At 41.7% G+C, this 17,086-nt stretch carries 10 protein-coding genes; 1 reads left to right on the top strand and 9 read right to left on the bottom strand.

Features of this window, described 5'->3' with window-relative positions:
• Positions 1 to 12: 12 nt before the first annotated feature.
• The 7 genes from HUW48_RS11175 to rhaT form a co-directional block, all read right to left on the bottom strand.
• Positions 13 to 1,077, bottom strand: a complete 1,065-nt coding sequence (locus HUW48_RS11175) for an aldose 1-epimerase family protein (RefSeq protein ID WP_182415747.1) — start codon at positions 1,075 to 1,077, stop codon at positions 13 to 15.
• A 380-nt stretch (positions 1,078 to 1,457) separates the two neighbouring features.
• Complete coding sequence (locus HUW48_RS11170; protein ID WP_182415746.1) at positions 1,458 to 2,954, bottom strand: RagB/SusD family nutrient uptake outer membrane protein; 1,497 nt, start codon at positions 2,952 to 2,954, stop codon at positions 1,458 to 1,460.
• A gap of 57 nt (positions 2,955 to 3,011) precedes the next feature.
• A complete protein-coding gene (locus HUW48_RS11165) occupies positions 3,012 to 6,101 on the bottom strand; it encodes a SusC/RagA family TonB-linked outer membrane protein (RefSeq protein ID WP_182415745.1) in 3,090 nt (1,029 codons plus the stop codon).
• Between the two features lie 710 nt (positions 6,102 to 6,811).
• The gene (locus HUW48_RS11160) at positions 6,812 to 8,134 is read right to left on the bottom strand and encodes an FGGY-family carbohydrate kinase (protein ID WP_182415744.1); all 1,323 of its coding nucleotides are present in this window, start codon (positions 8,132 to 8,134) and stop codon (positions 6,812 to 6,814) included.
• A 78-nt stretch (positions 8,135 to 8,212) separates the two neighbouring features.
• Complete coding sequence (locus tag HUW48_RS11155) at positions 8,213 to 9,496, bottom strand: sugar isomerase (protein WP_182415743.1); 1,284 nt, start codon at positions 9,494 to 9,496, stop codon at positions 8,213 to 8,215.
• 298 nt (positions 9,497 to 9,794) lie between these two features.
• Positions 9,795 to 11,927: a bifunctional aldolase/short-chain dehydrogenase gene (locus HUW48_RS11150; RefSeq protein WP_246343831.1), complete on the bottom strand. Its 2,133-nt coding sequence runs from the start codon at positions 11,925 to 11,927 to the stop codon at positions 9,795 to 9,797.
• Between the two features lie 253 nt (positions 11,928 to 12,180).
• Entirely contained in the window at positions 12,181 to 13,251 is a 1,071-nt protein-coding gene (gene rhaT, locus HUW48_RS11145; protein ID WP_182415742.1) for an L-rhamnose/proton symporter RhaT, read from the bottom strand.
• 279 nt (positions 13,252 to 13,530) lie between these two features.
• Here rhaT and HUW48_RS11140 point away from each other — a divergent pair, with 279 nt between their 5' ends.
• Positions 13,531 to 14,091 carry a hypothetical protein gene (locus HUW48_RS11140; protein WP_182415741.1) on the top strand — a complete coding sequence of 187 codons (561 nt, stop codon included), beginning with the start codon at positions 13,531 to 13,533 and terminating at the stop codon, positions 14,089 to 14,091.
• Between the two features lie 141 nt (positions 14,092 to 14,232).
• On the opposite strand, the gene HUW48_RS11135 is transcribed toward HUW48_RS11140, so the two are convergent.
• The gene (locus HUW48_RS11135; protein WP_182415740.1) at positions 14,233 to 15,306 is read right to left on the bottom strand and encodes a LacI family DNA-binding transcriptional regulator; all 1,074 of its coding nucleotides are present in this window, start codon (positions 15,304 to 15,306) and stop codon (positions 14,233 to 14,235) included.
• Between the two features lie 181 nt (positions 15,307 to 15,487).
• Positions 15,488 to 17,080 (bottom strand): SusD/RagB family nutrient-binding outer membrane lipoprotein, encoded by a 1,593-nt coding sequence (locus HUW48_RS11130; protein WP_182415739.1) that lies wholly within the window; start codon positions 17,078 to 17,080, stop codon positions 15,488 to 15,490.
• Positions 17,081 to 17,086 lie beyond the last annotated feature (6 nt).

Here is a 17,086-nt window from a genome sequence, read left to right as displayed (position 1 = left end):
TAGGTTAATCCGCTAAAAATCTGTATTATTTAAAAATTCGTGAATGCTTTCTTGAGTGGTAAGTACTTCTATTTGTAAATCGTATTGCCGGCTTTCGCCCGGGTTGATAAATAAAAGTTCTTGTTGTTCCCGGGCTTTTGCTTGCCCGATGGGAGGATGCGTACCCGGTTCCAGGCCGGTAACGTATTCGTTTTTTCCCCAGTGCTGCCAATTAGTTAGCCAGGGAAGCTGCTCTTTCTGAAACTGTAAAGCAACAGCTAAATTTAAGTGGGAGTTGTGTAAGCCGGTGGTACACCAGCCGTTGGTATCCGGGGTAATTTGAATAAAGGCTACTTCTTCGCCGCCACCGGAGTGGGCTTCTAAGGGAGGAGAACATTTTCGGAAGTTATTTCCTTCTCTAAATATCTTGGTACTCGTTACTTCTCCCGGCGATTTCCATGCACCGTTCCAAATTAAATCGGTGCCTTCGTCTACGAGCGGCCAACCAAAATTACAATGGTAAAGCAGCATGTGCGGCGCAGGTGTATTGCCCCGGTTGGTAATTTCGTCTTTTATCTGGATGCTAGCCTGACCCAGGGTGCTGGTGATAGTTCGTTTTAATTCCAGGCTAGGTCCCAGAACTTGGGTTTGTTTCATGCGTCCGGTTATACTCATTTGCATTTGACCGGTAAGCAAATCGGGTTGAATGATGGACTCTATCTCGGCGGGTATGTTACTGATTTGACCGTGTAAGCCACGTTCCCCAGTAGCATCTTGCTCGGGTCCGCCCACGTGCGATAAACCGCAAGTAGTAACTAGGCCACCCCCAAAGGTTCGTAGCCATTCCAAACCATGATTAGAGAAAGGTTCCGGGGCAGTAATTCCGCCATGACTTAACCAGGTTAAACTATGCTGATTAAAAAAAGCATCGGCAATATCCATGGCCCGGTCTAGCACTACTTTGTACCGTAATCCGGTGCCAGTATTTATCCAGGCTATCCGCGTTCCCCGTCCGGGGCCGTTGTCCAACACGGCGGTTTCGATGCCACCCAGTTGAGCCGGATTAGAAATTTTATTTTGCCAAGGTTGTGGTGTCAAGTTGTTCTTTTTACTAATAAGCTTAAAAACTAAAAAGAAAAATAATGAAATAAAAACAAAATTGGGGTTTATCCTTGTTAAAAACCCGCACAGGCAACCAAAAGAGTCCTCTACTAAATCATAAATTTTTAAGTTTAAATTCTAACCTTAAAAATGGGCCTTGTAAGTAGGGATGGCGCTTGTGAAATTTCTATCCTCAAGTATTAATTATTAAAAAATATAAAAATTACTTTTTTGAATAAAAGGCACGAAGCTGAAGCCTCGCACCTTCTTGTTTTAAATAATTTTGTTCCGCTGCTTCAGAATAATTTGTAATTCATCCGGCAGGTTTAAACAAACCAGCACCCGTTACTATAAGTATCGGGTGCTGATTATAAATTTTAGAAGTATGGGCTTAACGCGGCTTCGTCGGCTGGTAAAGCGTAAAACAAAGTAATGTTGCTGAAAGCGTGGCTGCGCGGCTGGCTACCTTCCGGATAATAATAGGCTACAGGATCAGCTTTAACGCGTTGACCATAAGCGGTAATTACATCAATGGCCCGGCCAGTCCGTACGAGGTCGAACCAACGTTTGTTTTCAAAGGCTAATTCTACCCGTCTTTCCTGGTAAATGGCTTCCCGTAAGTCACCTTGGGCTTCGCCTAAACCAGCGCGGCTGCGAACCTGGTTTAAGAAAGTGGCTGCTTCACCGGACTTACCTTGCTCATTTAAAGCTTCGGCTAAGAAAAGTAAAACTTCGGAGTAACGATACACAGGCCAGTTGGTACCGGTATTGTTATGCAAGGCGTGCGGCTTAGCGTATTTTTTAATGTACGGATATACTTTGTTGCTGCGGGCACTACCACTTAAAGTAATGTAGCCAATAGAAACATCTTTACGCGTGTCGCCGGGTTCATAAGCATTAATAATATCCGGAGTAGGAATGTTATTGCCTTCGGCATCCAACGGTTGGGGATTAGAAGTTCCCATAATAGAGGCCACTTCCGGCATTGCCATTGGCCGGGGCATAAATTGGTAAATAAAGTTACCGTTTAATCCGGCAGAACCTTCCAGAAATTGTACTTCAAATACCGACTCCATATTATTCTTATTGCTGGTAGATGTAGAAAAGACATCAGCGTAATTAGGAATAAGAGAGTATTCGTTGCTGGTAACTACTTCTCGTAAAAGCGTTTCGGCTTCGGCCCATTTCTTTTGATTAATGTACACATTGGCCAATAAGGTACGGGCGGCTCCCGAAGTTACACGGCCTGCTTCTTGTTTTGACTTAGGTAACAACATCGGAATGGCCTCGGTGAGATCTTTTACAATCTGGACGTAAATTTCTTCTTCCGAAGCTAATGGCAGTGCCGCTTCTTCGCGGTTAGTTACCGGCGTTAAATGCAAAGGCACTTTGCCAAAATAGCGCACCAATTCAAAATAGGCGAAGGCCCGCAAAAACATGGCCTGGCCTTTTAAATTATTCTTCGACTCGGCGGCGAAATCAACGTTATCAATCGTGGATAAAACTTGGTTTGTCCGGGCAATAATTAAATAATCCTGGCGGTACTGATTTAAAACGTGGGTATTGGAAGTTACTCCATTAGCTGTAGGAATGGCAAAATCGGCAATATCTTCCTGCTGTTCCGTAGCGCCGAAAAGCGGGTTACGGGCATAGTAAGTATTATCGGAATGCATTTCACCTAAAAGCCAGGCCCGATCGTTAAAAATAGTACGCAAAGGAACGTAAGCCGCATTAACTGCCTGCTGAAAATCAGCCTCTTTGGTGAAGAAGGTAGCCGAACTTAGTTGTGTTTCCGGCACAACCGTTAGAAAATCATCATTACAGCTGCTAAGCATAGAACCTACCAGCAAGGTGATTATGATTGTTTTTTTCATTCTATTTAAAAAGTTAAGAATTTTAAATTTTTAATCATTTAAGCTTTCTGGTATTGCTTAAAAATTGACGTTAATACCAAGTGTATAAGTGCGTGGCACCGGATAATTAGAAAGGTCTATGCCTTGGCTTAAATTACCTCCGTTGCCATTACCATCGCCTTGGGCACTGGTTTCCGGGTTTGGACCACCTTTGTATTTAGTAAATACATAAGCCTGCTGAATAGAAGTGTAGATCCGGGCCGAACGGAATACATTCTTAAGTTCGCCAAGAGTGTAACCCAGGGTAATATTTTTAATAGTGAAGTAAGAAGCATCGGCAATAAAGTGGGTGCTCATCCAGTCTCTTTCAATACCGGTAACATTACCACCACCAACGGTAGTACCAAACATACCTTTACCTGGATTTTCGGGAGAACGGAAGCGGTCTTTTACTCCTTTAACCATGTTAAATACACCATCCAGGTTAGCAGTGCTGTATAAGTGGCGCATTAACAATTGGTTGCCGTAAGAACCAGAACCCACAATAGAGAAATCGAACTTACCGTAGGTTAAATTGTTGGTAATACCATAAATAAAGTCAGGGAAAGGATTACCAATAATAGTACGGTCGTCGTTATCGCCGCCGTTTGTAATAATACCGTCGCCATTAACATCTCTTAACTTAATACTACCCACTGTAGAGCGGCCAGGAACCTGAGGCGAATTATTAAGATCTTCTTCGTTCATGTAAAGACCTTCTTTAATAAGGCCATAGAATTGGCCGAATGGCTCACCTACTTTGGTGATATGGAAGGAGCCATAAACCCGGTCAATGCCTTCGGCTAAGGAAATTACTTTGTTACGGTTAAAGGAAATATTGGCATTAGTAGTCCAGATTAATTTACCCTCGGTGTTACGGGTATTTACCGCAAACTCATGACCCCAGAAGTCAATCTGACCAATGTTGTCGTTAAAGTTGGTAAAGCCAGCTTCCTGCGCTATCTGCACGTTGTATAACAAGTTGGTAGTTTTCTTCTTGTAGAAATCGTACATAAAAGTGACGCGATCGTTAAATAAACCTAAATCCAGACCGGCATCAAATTGCTTGGTGGTTTCCCAGCTTAAGTTAGGGTTGGCTAAGCTTATTACCGCCGAACCAGGAGCCACATTATTACCAAAAGCAGCGTTAACGGTATTATTAATTAAAGCATAAGGAGTGTAGTTACCAATGTTATTGTTACCGGTTATACCATAGCTGGCTCTAACTTTAGTAAATGAAATGGCCGGAATACTCCGCATGAATTCTTCGTCGGAAATTACATAACCCACGGAAACGGAAGGGAAGGTACCCCAACGGTTAGCAGAACCAAAGCGGGAGGAACCATCGCTCCGTACAGCAGCAGTAAACAAGTACTTACCTTTATAGTTATACGTTAATCTGGATAACAAGGAAGTTAAACTCCATTCCTGCACATCGCTGCTGGTACCACCGCGGTTAATATTTAAACCACCCTGAATAGTGGGTAGGCGGTCATCGGCATAGGTATCTGCCTGTACGCGGCTGCCATCAAACTGGAAACGTTGGTTGGTATAACCGCCCAAAAGTTCAAAATGGTGATCGTTAAAACTTTTGCTGTAAGTTGCTAAATTTTCGTTCAGCCAGGTAAAAATCTGCAAATTATTCCGGATAGAAACCGCGGTAGTAGGAATAGGAGTATTAATAGCGCTGGTAGCGGTTGAAGGATTAAAGAAGAAAAACTTAGAATTGTATAATTCGGCGTTAAAGGTAGTTTTTAATACTAAATCCTTTATTGGCCGGAATTCCAGGAAAGTATTACCCAGAATGTTCACGTTTCTATTTTCGTTTACTAATTCTTTCGCGGAACGCACCCAATTCGGGTAATCGAAAATATTACCGGTATTGGCCGGGAACCGATTAAATTTAGTTAACTCCCCGTTTTCATCGTAAATAGGCATTACCGGCCAGGTATGCAAGGCATTGAATAAAATACCGGTTCCGCGGTCACCATCGGTACGTGGTGTATTATCAAACACGTACGAAGGAGCCAGGTTAAAACCAAGCCGGAATTTATCTGAAACATCGTAAGTGGTATTTAAGCGCAAGGAATATCTTTTGTATTCATTATTTAAAACTACCCCTTGCTGATTGAATACCCCGGCCACTACGGCGGTATTTACTTTTTCTTTATTAGAAGTAATGGTTAAGTTATAGCTTTGCATAGGAGCGGTGCGCAGCAAAGCATCATACCAGTCGTTATTTTTATCCCGGTATTGCGCTGGGTTCTGAAAAGCTTCGGGCACAGGTTGGCCGGCATCTTCGTAGTATTCTTTTTTAAATTGGGCAAATTCTTCGGCGTTCAACATTTCAATGCGGCCCCGCTCTGGTACCTTCTGGATACCCACGAAAGAACTAAAGCTTACGTTGGTTTGGCCGCTTTTTCCTCTTTTAGTGGTAATTAAAACAACCCCGTTCGCTGCTCTAGAGCCGTATAAAGAAGTTGAAGCCGCATCTTTTAAGATGGAGATATCTTCAATTTCGTCGGGGTTTAGGGTGCTGATGCTGCCGGTAATCGGAAAACCATCTACTACGTACAAGGGATCGCTGCCGCCTAGAACGGATAATTGGCCCCGGATACGAACCGAAATTCCCTGACCAGGTTTACCGGTGGCCTGGGTAATTTGAACCCCGGCTAAACGACCCTGTAGTTTTTGGGTTACCTGCGAAACCGGAATATCCTTAATTTCTTTGGCGGTTACCGTTTGTACGGCGCCGGTTACTTCTTTTTTAAGCTGACTACCGTAACCCACTACTACTACTTCGTCCAAGGCTTTGGTGTCGGGAGCTAAAGTAATATTAATAGAAGACCGATTATTAATGGCTACCTCTTGCGTGGTATATCCAATAAAAGAAACTACTAATGTACCATTACCATTGGGAACGTTCAACGAAAATGCTCCGGTACCATCGGTGGCCGTACCGTTGGTAGTGCCTTTTAATAGAACAGTGACTCCAGGTAAACCTTCGCCTTTATCGCCGGAAATTTTACCTGTAACTGTTAAACTCTGGGCGTTGGCTTGGCTCCAGGAGAAAAAAAACAGTTGCAGCAGACAGGCATACTGCATCAATTTAAGTAATCTGTGCTTCATAAGTTTGATTGTTAGAAATATGAGATTTAAGGGTCATTTACTTATTGCAAATACTAACTCCATATAAGAGCTTTTATTCAGAATAACTTGTTTCGGGGAAGCGTACTATAATCAACCTTTCAATATTTTAAATTTACCGGCAATAATATAGTAGACTATCCTGCACTATCCGGGGTAGCAAAGTGAAATTTTAAAAATTTCATAAATTTTGCTTAATCGGTTAAGCTAATAACCAAATGCCTGATACTCCTTTTTAAATTTTGAATAAAAGAGGATAATTTTTTGATTTTAATTAATTAGAATCTGTAAGGTAATCGAGGTTAAAGTATCTTAAGCTTTATCATTCATAAAGCTATCATTGATCTTAGATGAAAAAGGACTTTTAAGGGCCACAAAAAGCCGCTTCACGTTCACTTTATTCGCACTCAGGAAAGATTTTTATAAATAAAAGCCTCAACCAATTAAAAGAATGAAAGGCATTGAACCAGAATAATTATATGTACTGGCTTTAAATAAACCTAAAATACAATTTAAATACTTTAACTGCTAAAACTGCAAGTATGTACAGGATGGAGCAGGATAGCATTTAATTACTTAGGACCGGTACGTACAACCAGGTAAATACTTACCTAACTTTTACTTAAATGGAATGCTTTTAATTTTAAAGTTATTGATCTATTATTTTTTTACTGTTACTAAAAAGCAATTTCTTACCAGGCATTTAGTACCATGGCAGCACCCAGAGCCGTACCCTGGGAATTTTCAGAAACTACTAATTGCAGTTTAGGAAATGCTTCCTGGAGTAAATGCATAAATATCTTATTCTTACAAAATCCTCCGTCTACTAACAGGTAGTTAAAGGCATCTAGGCGGTACTCACTGGCCAGGTGAATGGCTTTTATCTGGGGTTCCAGTATATTTACCATTAAGGCATGGTAGGCTTCCTCGTACGAATTATATAAGCTTAAATCCAGAGAAATAGCAAGTTGGGGGTTGGTTTGGGTGGCGGTAGTTTGGTTTGAAACTCCTGGGCTTACTTCAGCTACAGTTGCCCGTACCAGGTTAGGATTGTAAACGACTGTTTTAAAATAATCACTTGGTTTTTGAAAATAGTTCGCTAATTTTTTGGTTTGTATTTCGTGTTCGTTGCCAATAAAAACCCGGGAAGCCCGTACCGGATTACCGTCGTAGGTAAAATAGTTAAGACAATCCTGTTGCAACATTTCTTCGGTTAAAGCAGCTTTGGCAAACGGATTTAAAGTAATCCCCCAGGTGCCCGTAGAAAGTAATAAAAAAGGTTCGGTATATTTTTTTAAGTAAGGAATTAAAGCGGCAGAACTATCGTGTAATCCAATACCGGCCGGAATTCTATTCTCCCGGAAACGAACTTCAAAGGTAGTGCCGTGTTCGGTAATTTGTGGTAATAAGCGGATAACATCTTCCTGATATACCCAGCGATGGTAAAAGTTATTAGTATAATCCCACAAGCCGGTATGGCAACCGATACTGGTATATTCCGAAACTTTATGGCCCGTAAACAGAAAAGCACAGTACTGGGGCAAATGCATGGACGTTTGTATCTGGCTAAATAGCTCCGGCCTTTTATATTTAAGCCAGTAAATTTGTAAACCGGAATTTAACATACCTAACGGAGGCGAAGCGGTTTGAGCAGCAAACGACAGTACCGAGCCATACTGTTGGTGAAATTGCTCATGCAGGTCTTCCGGGTATGGCTTTAAGTAAGAATATAACGGAGTAGCCGGTTTATTTTGCGCATTTAAATGCACGAAACTGGCGCCATACGTTGTAAAATTAACGCCAATTATATTAAAACGGGTATCTGCTTCAAGGTTTTGCCAGGTGGTTTTCAGCCAGGTTGTTAAAGCGGGTAAGTCTTCGGCCGGATGCCCATCCTCATCCGTTATTTCCGGAAAACGAGTTTCTATTTCGTGTATAATGTTATAAGATTGATTAAAAAGAACGCATTTCTTGTTCGTTTTACCAATATCAAAAATTGCTACACACGTCTCCATTAATGAGTTATAAGTTTTGAGTAATGAGTGGTAAATTTTATTAGTTAATTGTTACTAGGTAAATGGCAATTAGTAAATCTACAGACCGGTTGTATAAGTTTTGATCCCGCGCTGCCTTATTAATTCTTGCCGGATTGTATTTTGCCGGTAAAAAGCAAGAGGATCAATGGCTGCTCCACTTTCCAGTCGGGCCTGGGCCAACAAAGGACGAACATCGGTCCGGAAGGCATGTTGTAAAATTTCCTGGGCTACAGTAGTATCGTTTTGTTCCTGCGCTGCTTCCAGTTTTTTGCGGTCGATGATAAGTGCCTGGGCATACGCTATTTTAATGGCTTCTACCGATTGCAATAAATCTTCTAAAGGATCTTTAACGTTATGGCTGGCATCAATCATCCAGCTAAGCGGCGGATTTTGTACCTCCTTGCTCGACATGCCTTCTACTAATTCATTAAATATTAAGAAAAGCTGAAAAGGCCGCATGGAACCTACGGTAAGATCGTCGTCGCCGTACTTAGAATCGTTAAAGTGAAAACCGCCTAGTTTGCCTTCCATTAAGAACCTCGATACAATTTGTTCAATATTTGTATTGGGTAAATGGTGACCTAAATCTACCAGGCCTAACGCTTTTTCCCCTAATTTTTGGCAAAAAAGGAGGGAGGTGCCCCAATCGGCTACTACAGTAGAGTAAAAGTGCGGTTCGTAGGGTTTATACTCAATAAAAACTTTCCAATCATCGGGTAAGGCAGCGTAAATCTGGTGAAAAGAATCCAGGGTACGCTGAAAAGAATGTCTGAAATTTTGCTGACCCGGAAAATCGGTACCATCAGACAACCAAATAGTTAAAGCTTTAGAACCTAAATCAATTCCGTGTTTAACAACTTCTATATTATGCGCAATAGCTTGGTCACGCACTTGCTTATCGGCATGCGATAACGAACCATATTTGTAAGAATGTTCTTGACCTTCCTGATCTTGGAAAGTGTTGGAATTAACGGCATCGAACTGTAATTCGAAAGAAGCAGCTAGTTGTTTTATAGCCGTTGCATTTTGCGGAATATCCCAGGGAATATGCAGCGAAATAGCACCGCTGGATTGGTTTAAAGCGTGAAGTAAACCAACATCTTCTATTTTTTCTTCCAGGCTACGGGGCTCCCCACCGCCCGAAAACCGGCCAAAGCGCGTACCTCCGGTACCCAAGGCCCAACTAGGGATAGCAATCTGGAAAGCGGATATTTGTTCCAGCAAGGCCGTTACATCTTGTCCCTCGTCTTGTAAAGTAGTCGCCAGAAACTTGAACTTCTGCTGCTGTTTAGCGGCTAGTTGATCGTTATGCTCATCAATCCGTGATTTATCCAGAATCATAGCCTAATAGTTGAGATGAATTAAAAACTTGATGGTATTAACCGGGAACTTGCTGCGTAATTTCAATCTTAAATTCTTTTCTAAAAAGACAGAATTTGAGATTTTATCTAATTTTATTTAAGTAGTAATAAATATTCAATTTTAAGATATAGGCCTCTGACAGGGTTATGAATTTACTTAATTTTAGTTTTAAAAAAGTAAATTTCTACGCCCGGCCAGAGGCTTACCTAATGGTAGGCATGACCTAAGACATACGCACCATAGAATAATTTTAACTTAAGAATAAATTATCTAAAACTTACCGAACAAAGGCTGCCGGAACGCCACCATCTACGTTTAGCACGTTGCCCGTGCTTTTATTTAGTAAGCCGCCCACGTATAAAAATACGGCATTCGCCATATCTTCGGCCAGCAACTCTTCGTTTAGAACTGTACGTTTGGCGTAGTAAGCAGGCAATTCGGCAATGCTAATGCCGTAAGCTTTCGCCCGACCTTCTGCCCAGCCGCTTTCCCAAATCTTACTGCCCCGGATTACGGCATCCGGATTAACCACGTTTACCCGAATTTTATCCGGTCCTAATTCTGAGGCCATTAACCGCGACATGTGTAATTGAGCTGCTTTAGCCGTGCCGTATGCCACATTATTCGGACCGGATACCAATGCATTTTTACTTACAATATTTACTATATCGCCGCCTAGTTGCTGCTTCCGCATAATGCGTACGCCTTGCTGCGACACTAAGAATTGTCCTTTTACCAGAACATCCTGCAAAATATCATAATCAGCTTCCGTGGTATCCATTAAAGGTTTTGAAATAGACAGACCTGCGCAGTTCACCACAATATCAACGCCACCAAAGGCCAGGTTAGCGGTTCGGAAAGTATTGTTAATGGCTTGGGCATTGGTTACATCTACTACTGCAGTAGCAGCGGTATCGCGGCCGAATTTTTTATTAAATTCAGTTTGAGCTTCCTGGATGTCGTTTTCCCGCATGTCGGCCATTACTACACAAGCACCTTCCTGCGCTAATTTATCAGCAATGGCTTTGCCAATACCGCCGCTACCGCCGGTGATTAAAGCAATTTTACGTGACAAAGGTTTTTCTTTGGGCATCCGCTGCAATTTCGCTTCTTCTAAAAGCCAGTATTCAATATCAAAAGCCTCCTGCTCCGGTAAACCACGGTACTCGGAAATAGCCTCTGCTCCCCGCATTACATTTATGGCATTAATGTAAAATTCACTGGCTACCCGGGCAGTTTGTTTGTCTTTAGCAAAGGAGAACATGCCTACGCCGGGGTAAATAATAATTACCGGGTTAGCATCGCGCACGGCCGGGCTATTATCGTGTTTACTGCGCTCGTAATAAGCTGTATAATCGGCGCGGTAGGCTTCAAATTGTTCTGTTAATTGTGTCTTTAACTTTTCAGGATCGGATATATTGGCATCTGGAGTCAGGTTCAGAACCAGAGGACGAATTTTAGTTCGCAGAAAATGGTCAGGGCAACTGGTTCCCAGAGGAGCCAGAGTTGCTAAATCGTTGCTATTAATATATTCCAGCACCCGCTCATCGTCGGTAAAATGCCCTATCATGCGATTTTGGCTAGAACACAATCCTCTCAGAACAGGAATTAACTCACTGGCTTTATTTAAGCGTTCTTCGGAGGGTAAAGAATTTAATTTAGCACCACCAAAATTTGGCCGTTTTTTGCCGTAATTTTGTTGCAAGTATTCTGATGCTTTTTCAATGGTTTCCAGAGTATTAATGTAGCTTTCATAAGCGGTATCGCCCCAGGTAAATAAACCATGACTGCCCAGAATTATACCCGTAATGCCCGGATTGTCCTGCACTGCTTTTTCCATTTGCAGGCCTAAATCAAAACCGGGCCGCTGCCACGGTACCCAGGCAACTTTGCCACCGAATAATTCTTTAGTAATTTGCTCGCCGTCTTTTGCTGCTGCAATGGCTATAATTGCATCCGGATGCAGGTGGTCAATGTGTTTAAAAGGCAAAAATGCGTGCAAAGGAGTATCAATAGAAGGCGCTTTTGAATCTAAGTCATAGATACAATGGTTAAACAAAGCTACCATTTCGTCTTCGTGGGCCAGGCCCCGGTAACGATTTTTAAGGCTGTGTAACTTATCGACGTACAAAGCGGCTAAACCGCTTTTCTTTAAAGTACCCAGGTCACCGCCGGAACCTTTTACCCACATTACTTCAACGTCTTGTCCGGTTAATGGGTCTGGTTGATACACCTTACAACTGGTATTGCCCCCGGCATAATTCGTTAAACGGAGGTCAGCCCCCAATAAATTAGATCGGTAAATTAACAGAGCTACCTCGTCGTGTTGTAAAGCACTAGCTTCTTGCTCATCCCAAAGATAACTTACGTATTTAAATGTGGTGGTTGCGGCCGAATTATCCATGTTCATAGGTATTTTTAGTTTTTTTAATGCCAAAAGATGGGTTAACAGGTAAATACTACGTATAAAATATAAAAGCAGTAAATATGGTTTGTTAAATACCGGCAATTACAAAATTTTTAAAATAAAGGCCAATGCCGGTAAGGAATAAGTGAATTTAATTAGAGCCATCAAATTAGCCATCCTGTACTATCCGGGGATATCTGCGAAATAATTTAAATACCAGCCTATATAGCAGGTTATTTTACCTCTAAATGTCCCGCTATGATGCCAGGTAGTTACCGTAGCCTACTACCATGGTGGAGGCAATAACAGTAGCTATTCCTAAAATAATTACCCGCATGGTTCTTGGGCTGGCTCCCTTCCATTCGTTAAAATAAATACCCCAGATATTACTCACGATTATAATAAAAGCCATGTGCAGGGTCCAGCTAGAAAAGCCCAGGCCATTAGCCGAAAATAAACTCTCGCCCATACCGTAAAAAAAGAATTGTAAATACCAGGTGGTACCGGCAATAGCCGAAAATAAATAATTTTTAGCTAAAGGCGTTTGAGTATTAATGTAATCGCCGCCCGTTTTATTTCGAATATTCAGGTACAAACACCAAATAAAATTAGTGGTTAAACCGCCTAATAAAATAACGACTAAGGTGGGGTTGTTTTGCCAAAGTGGGTCAATACCGCGGGCCACAGTAGCTTCGGCAATGGGTTTACCCGTTTCGTAACCAAAGGACATAAAAGCGCTTAGTACTCCCGAAAAAATGGCTACGATTAACCCTTTAGGAAAGTTAAATTCCTTGATATTAGCGGTTTTTTGTTCAGCAGATAATTCTTTTTCTTTTAAAGTACCCGCTTTACCGCAAATGCCAATACCTACTAAACACAATAAAACTCCCGCAAAAATAACCAGCCCGGAGGTAGTGCTTAATAATTCGGTTATGGTTTTAGCGTTACCCGATCTGCCAAAAAATTCATAAAATACCGGCGGAATAAGGGTGCCGAAAGCGGCGCAAAATCCTAGTACAATAGCCATTCCCAACGAAAGCCCCAAGTACCGCATGGTTAAGCCAAAAGTTAAACCACCAATTCCCCAGAGCAAGCCCATCAGGTAGGTGTAGAATAAAGTAGAACTCTCGGTAGTGGTTAAAGTTTCTAAATAACCGGGCGCAGTTAGTGCGGCTCCCAGGGGAGGCACAATTAACCAGGAAAAGAAACCACCCACTAACCAATAACTTTCCCAGGCCCACTTTTTTACTTTATTGTAAGGTATATAAAAACTGCCCGAGGCAAAACCGCCGATAAAATGATATAAGAGTCCGAGAATAACCTGCATGGAGGAGTGGGTTGTAGAAAGTTTGGCTTAACAATTTAATGTAAGGAAACTATGAAATGTAGAAGATTTGAAAAAGTAAACTATCCTGCTCCATCCTGTTTAGATTTTCATAAAAATTAGGCAGAATTGGCTTTTATACTGTTTTTTAGGCGCAAACAGATAATTAAATTCTCAAATTATAAACTTTTGCTTACTGTTTTTCTTCAACTGCGTATAGCCAGATTTTAAAACCTACTGAGAAATATTCTGCGTAATCGTACTTAAAGCAAAATCTAACCTATGAAGCAAATTGTTACCGCCGCACTTTCTAGCTTATTAATTATTGGGTGCACCACTCCATTATTAACCAGTAACCAATACAAAAATGAGGAGTTACCTTTATCTATTGTGCTGCCGGAAAGCAAAAATGTGGTACCACATAAAAAAAGCCTGCAGCAGTTTGCGAATAAAAAATTTAAAAAGTACGCGGCCATGCTCACCGAACAAACGCCGCAAAAAATACTGTTTTATAGTGGTGGTAACGATAACCCGGACCAGGTACCTTATGCCGCCATTGGCAGCGTGTTAAATTCGATAGATACTACTAAAATTAAAAAGTCGGGCTTCGCTAATCGTAGAGTAAAAGACCAAGGGTACCTGCACAAAACTACCATCGACAAAACTAATCGGGTAGTGTCCTCTGAATTTTTAGTAAAAATGCCTACCGATTATTTTTACCTTTTTGCTTCGGCTCCGATTAATAAAGCTATTATTCAGAATGAGGAAGCTATGATTATTGTGCAAGACAGTTTAAACCGGAAATATTCGGCGGCAATTGGTACTATAAAATTCGAGAAGTAAAAAAACAATCCGGCAATTAGTATACAATATTCTTCGTACCGTTTACTTTTAGACGGAATATGCTGCCAGTAAAAGCTTTTTAGTAAAATTCAAATAATAAGCAGAGCAAGGCAAAACTCCACTTATGACCTTAACGCAACCTTAAAAATGGGGAACCGCTGACCGAAGATAGGAACTTAGATTTTCCTTGGTTATAATTTCCAGGGGGAGCAGGTTATTTTGTGGCGGTTCTTTTTTTAGAAATAAATAATTTACCAATTGCTGAACACCTAAAAAAGTTTGGTGTTTGGCATTCTGATTAATCAAAAAACTAATTGTTCCGGCTTCCAGGTATTTAATATTTTCCGGCAACAAATCGTAGCCAATTAGCCTGGGCGCTTTTTGCTTTTTCTGGTATAACAATTCAGCAATAAACGATACACCTTTGGAAGTTGTAACATACACTCCCGCTAAAGTATCATCTAACAATAATTCATGAATACCTTTGGTGTCTTTTGGATCTTCGGTATCCTTAATATTTAAAACTTTTATTTTAACATCAGGTAATTTTTTTTCTTGTACATACTCCTCAAAACCTTTTTGCTTGTCCAGGAGGTGAATGGAATTAACGCTGTCTTCGTTAATATGTAAAATGGCAAAAATGCCTTCTGTTAAGTTGCCTAAACACATTAGTTCGGCGGCTACCCGCCCGCTTTCGTATAAATTCTGGCCAATAAAACTTAAAGGGGCTACTTCCGGAATATTGGTATTGAAAACTGTAAACGGAATTTTATTTGCCTGACATTGCTGCAAAAAAGGTAAAGCTTCGTGGTAAAAAATAGGGGCAATTACTACTCCGTCGGGTTTGGCGTGAAAAACGGAATGGGTTACTTGCTCGAAAGAATGCTTATGGTACAAGTCGAAAAAGTAAGTTTTAATCTGAACGTCGTATTGGTGCCAATCCGTTATTGCCTGCCGGACACCAAGCTCCGAATGAGCCCAATATTCGTCTAAGCTCGGGTCCGGTATAATAACGGCAATCCGGAAATTCTTTTTAGTTCCTAGGGTTCGCGCTATTAAGTTAGGTTTATAATCAATTTCTTTTAAAGTCTGAAGAACTTTCTGCAAGGCTTCCTCCGAAACTTTCCCCCGGTTGTGTAGTACCCGGTCAACGGTGCCGCTGGAAACGCCGGCTAATTGTGCAATATCTTTAATTCTTATGTTCTTCTTTTCCATGAAAATTACTTAGGCAGTTTTCCGGTTAATATAAATAATCCGTACTAAAAATTAATATAATATTTACTATAAGCTATACTGTAGCTACATAATTTATAAAGCTCTTTCCGATACCCTTATAATAAAACAAGACTACTAATTATAGTAGCCTTGTTTTATTGATTAAAGAGAAAAAAGTAAATTATTTATCCCACCAAACCCGTGAGGTAAGTAAATCGCCGCCTTGCAGGTTGGCAACTCCCGATTGTAAACCGGCCGGGTTGTTTGAAATTTCCGAAGCCGGATAAATCATACGGCGCGGTATAGTAGCATTGGTAACATTACCAGGGTAATTTACCGGAGTTAACTCGGGGTAACCGGAACGACGCCAATTAAACCAACCTTCGATAAAGTTAAAGGTAGTAGATGCTTCGAGCCAGTATTGTTCGTTAATCTGCTTCAGCGGGTTCTCCGTGCTTAATGGATTGGCTGTTACGTAAGTGGAAATAGCAGCATCGTTAACAGTTGCCGCGGCATCTAACTGAGTAAGCGACTGCATGGCACCACGTAAACCATTTGCGTAATGTTCAGCTGCGGTTCCGCCCACGTTCCAGCCCCGGGTAGCCGCTTCCGCTAATAAGAACTCGGTTTCGGCGTAAGTCAGAATAAAGTTTGCCCCATTCCGTTTCATGTAAACATTTACCCGCGGACGAGAATAGTTACCCAAGGGGGCAACGTCGGTACCCGTACCAGTTCCTCCTGGATAATTCGGGTGTTTCCGGATATCGAAAGCGCCTCCGGATAAATCGTAACCATTTGGCATACCCACCTGCACTGCGGCGCTGGTGTTGCCGGTTAAGCCTTGGTTCGCGTTGTTAATGGCACCCGCTTGCGGAATCTCACCGATTACGCCTAAACGCGGATCGTTTTGTGCCTTTAAGTAGTCGATTAAGGTTTTGCTCCATCTTACTTCCCGGAAATCATCAGGAGTAAGTAGTGCGCCGGTGGTGCTGTTTTGCGTATCGCCGTTTGCCGCATCAGTAATAATAAAACCGTTATCAGCGGTGCTGGCAAAGGTACCGGATGCCGCTGCTTTTTCGGTCCAGGATTGCGCCGCGGCCGGATCAACTTTCGTTAAACGCATGGCTACCCGAACCATTAAAGAATAACCAAACTTTTTCCATTTGGCTACATCACCGGCATAAATAAGATCGCCGGTTGGCTTAGGAGCCGCCGCATCCAGGCTGTTTATGGCCGCTTCCAGTTTCGGCAACAAGTCCATGTAAATATCCTGCTGCTTATCGTATTTCGGTGCGGTTACACCTTCAGCCGCTTGTAAAGCTTCGGTATAGGGAATGTCGCCGTAGGTATCTGTAATCCGCTGAAAAATCAACACCCGCATGATATTGCTGATAGCAATCACATTTTTAAAACGAGCTGGGTCCTGAGTGTTCGCGATTAAAATGGCTTGATTTAAGCGGCTTAATGAGGAATAGCCATCATTAAAAATACGGCCCTGGTAATCGGTAAAGTTACCAGCGTTCACGTATTTGTCACCGTTGCCATAATAATTGTACGTACTAGCTAAAGCCTGAATACCCGTTGCCTGATACAATAACTGCGCGTAACCCGTGTTAGAGAAACCTAGCTGCGCATCGGCCAGCAAAAAGTTAGGATTAAACTGAGAAGCATTAGCAGCGTTCGGATTCGTATTTACTTCGTCTAAATGGTCCTCGGAACAAGCCGGGGCCAACAGTACCGAAGCAAGTGCTAAATATAGAAAAGTCTTTTTCATCAGAAA

The organism is Adhaeribacter radiodurans (assembly GCF_014075995.1).
Taxonomy (GTDB): Bacteria; Bacteroidota; Bacteroidia; order Cytophagales; family Hymenobacteraceae; genus Adhaeribacter; species Adhaeribacter radiodurans.
Note: the sequence above shows the minus strand (reverse complement) of the source record. Positions and strands in the feature narration are given on the sequence as shown.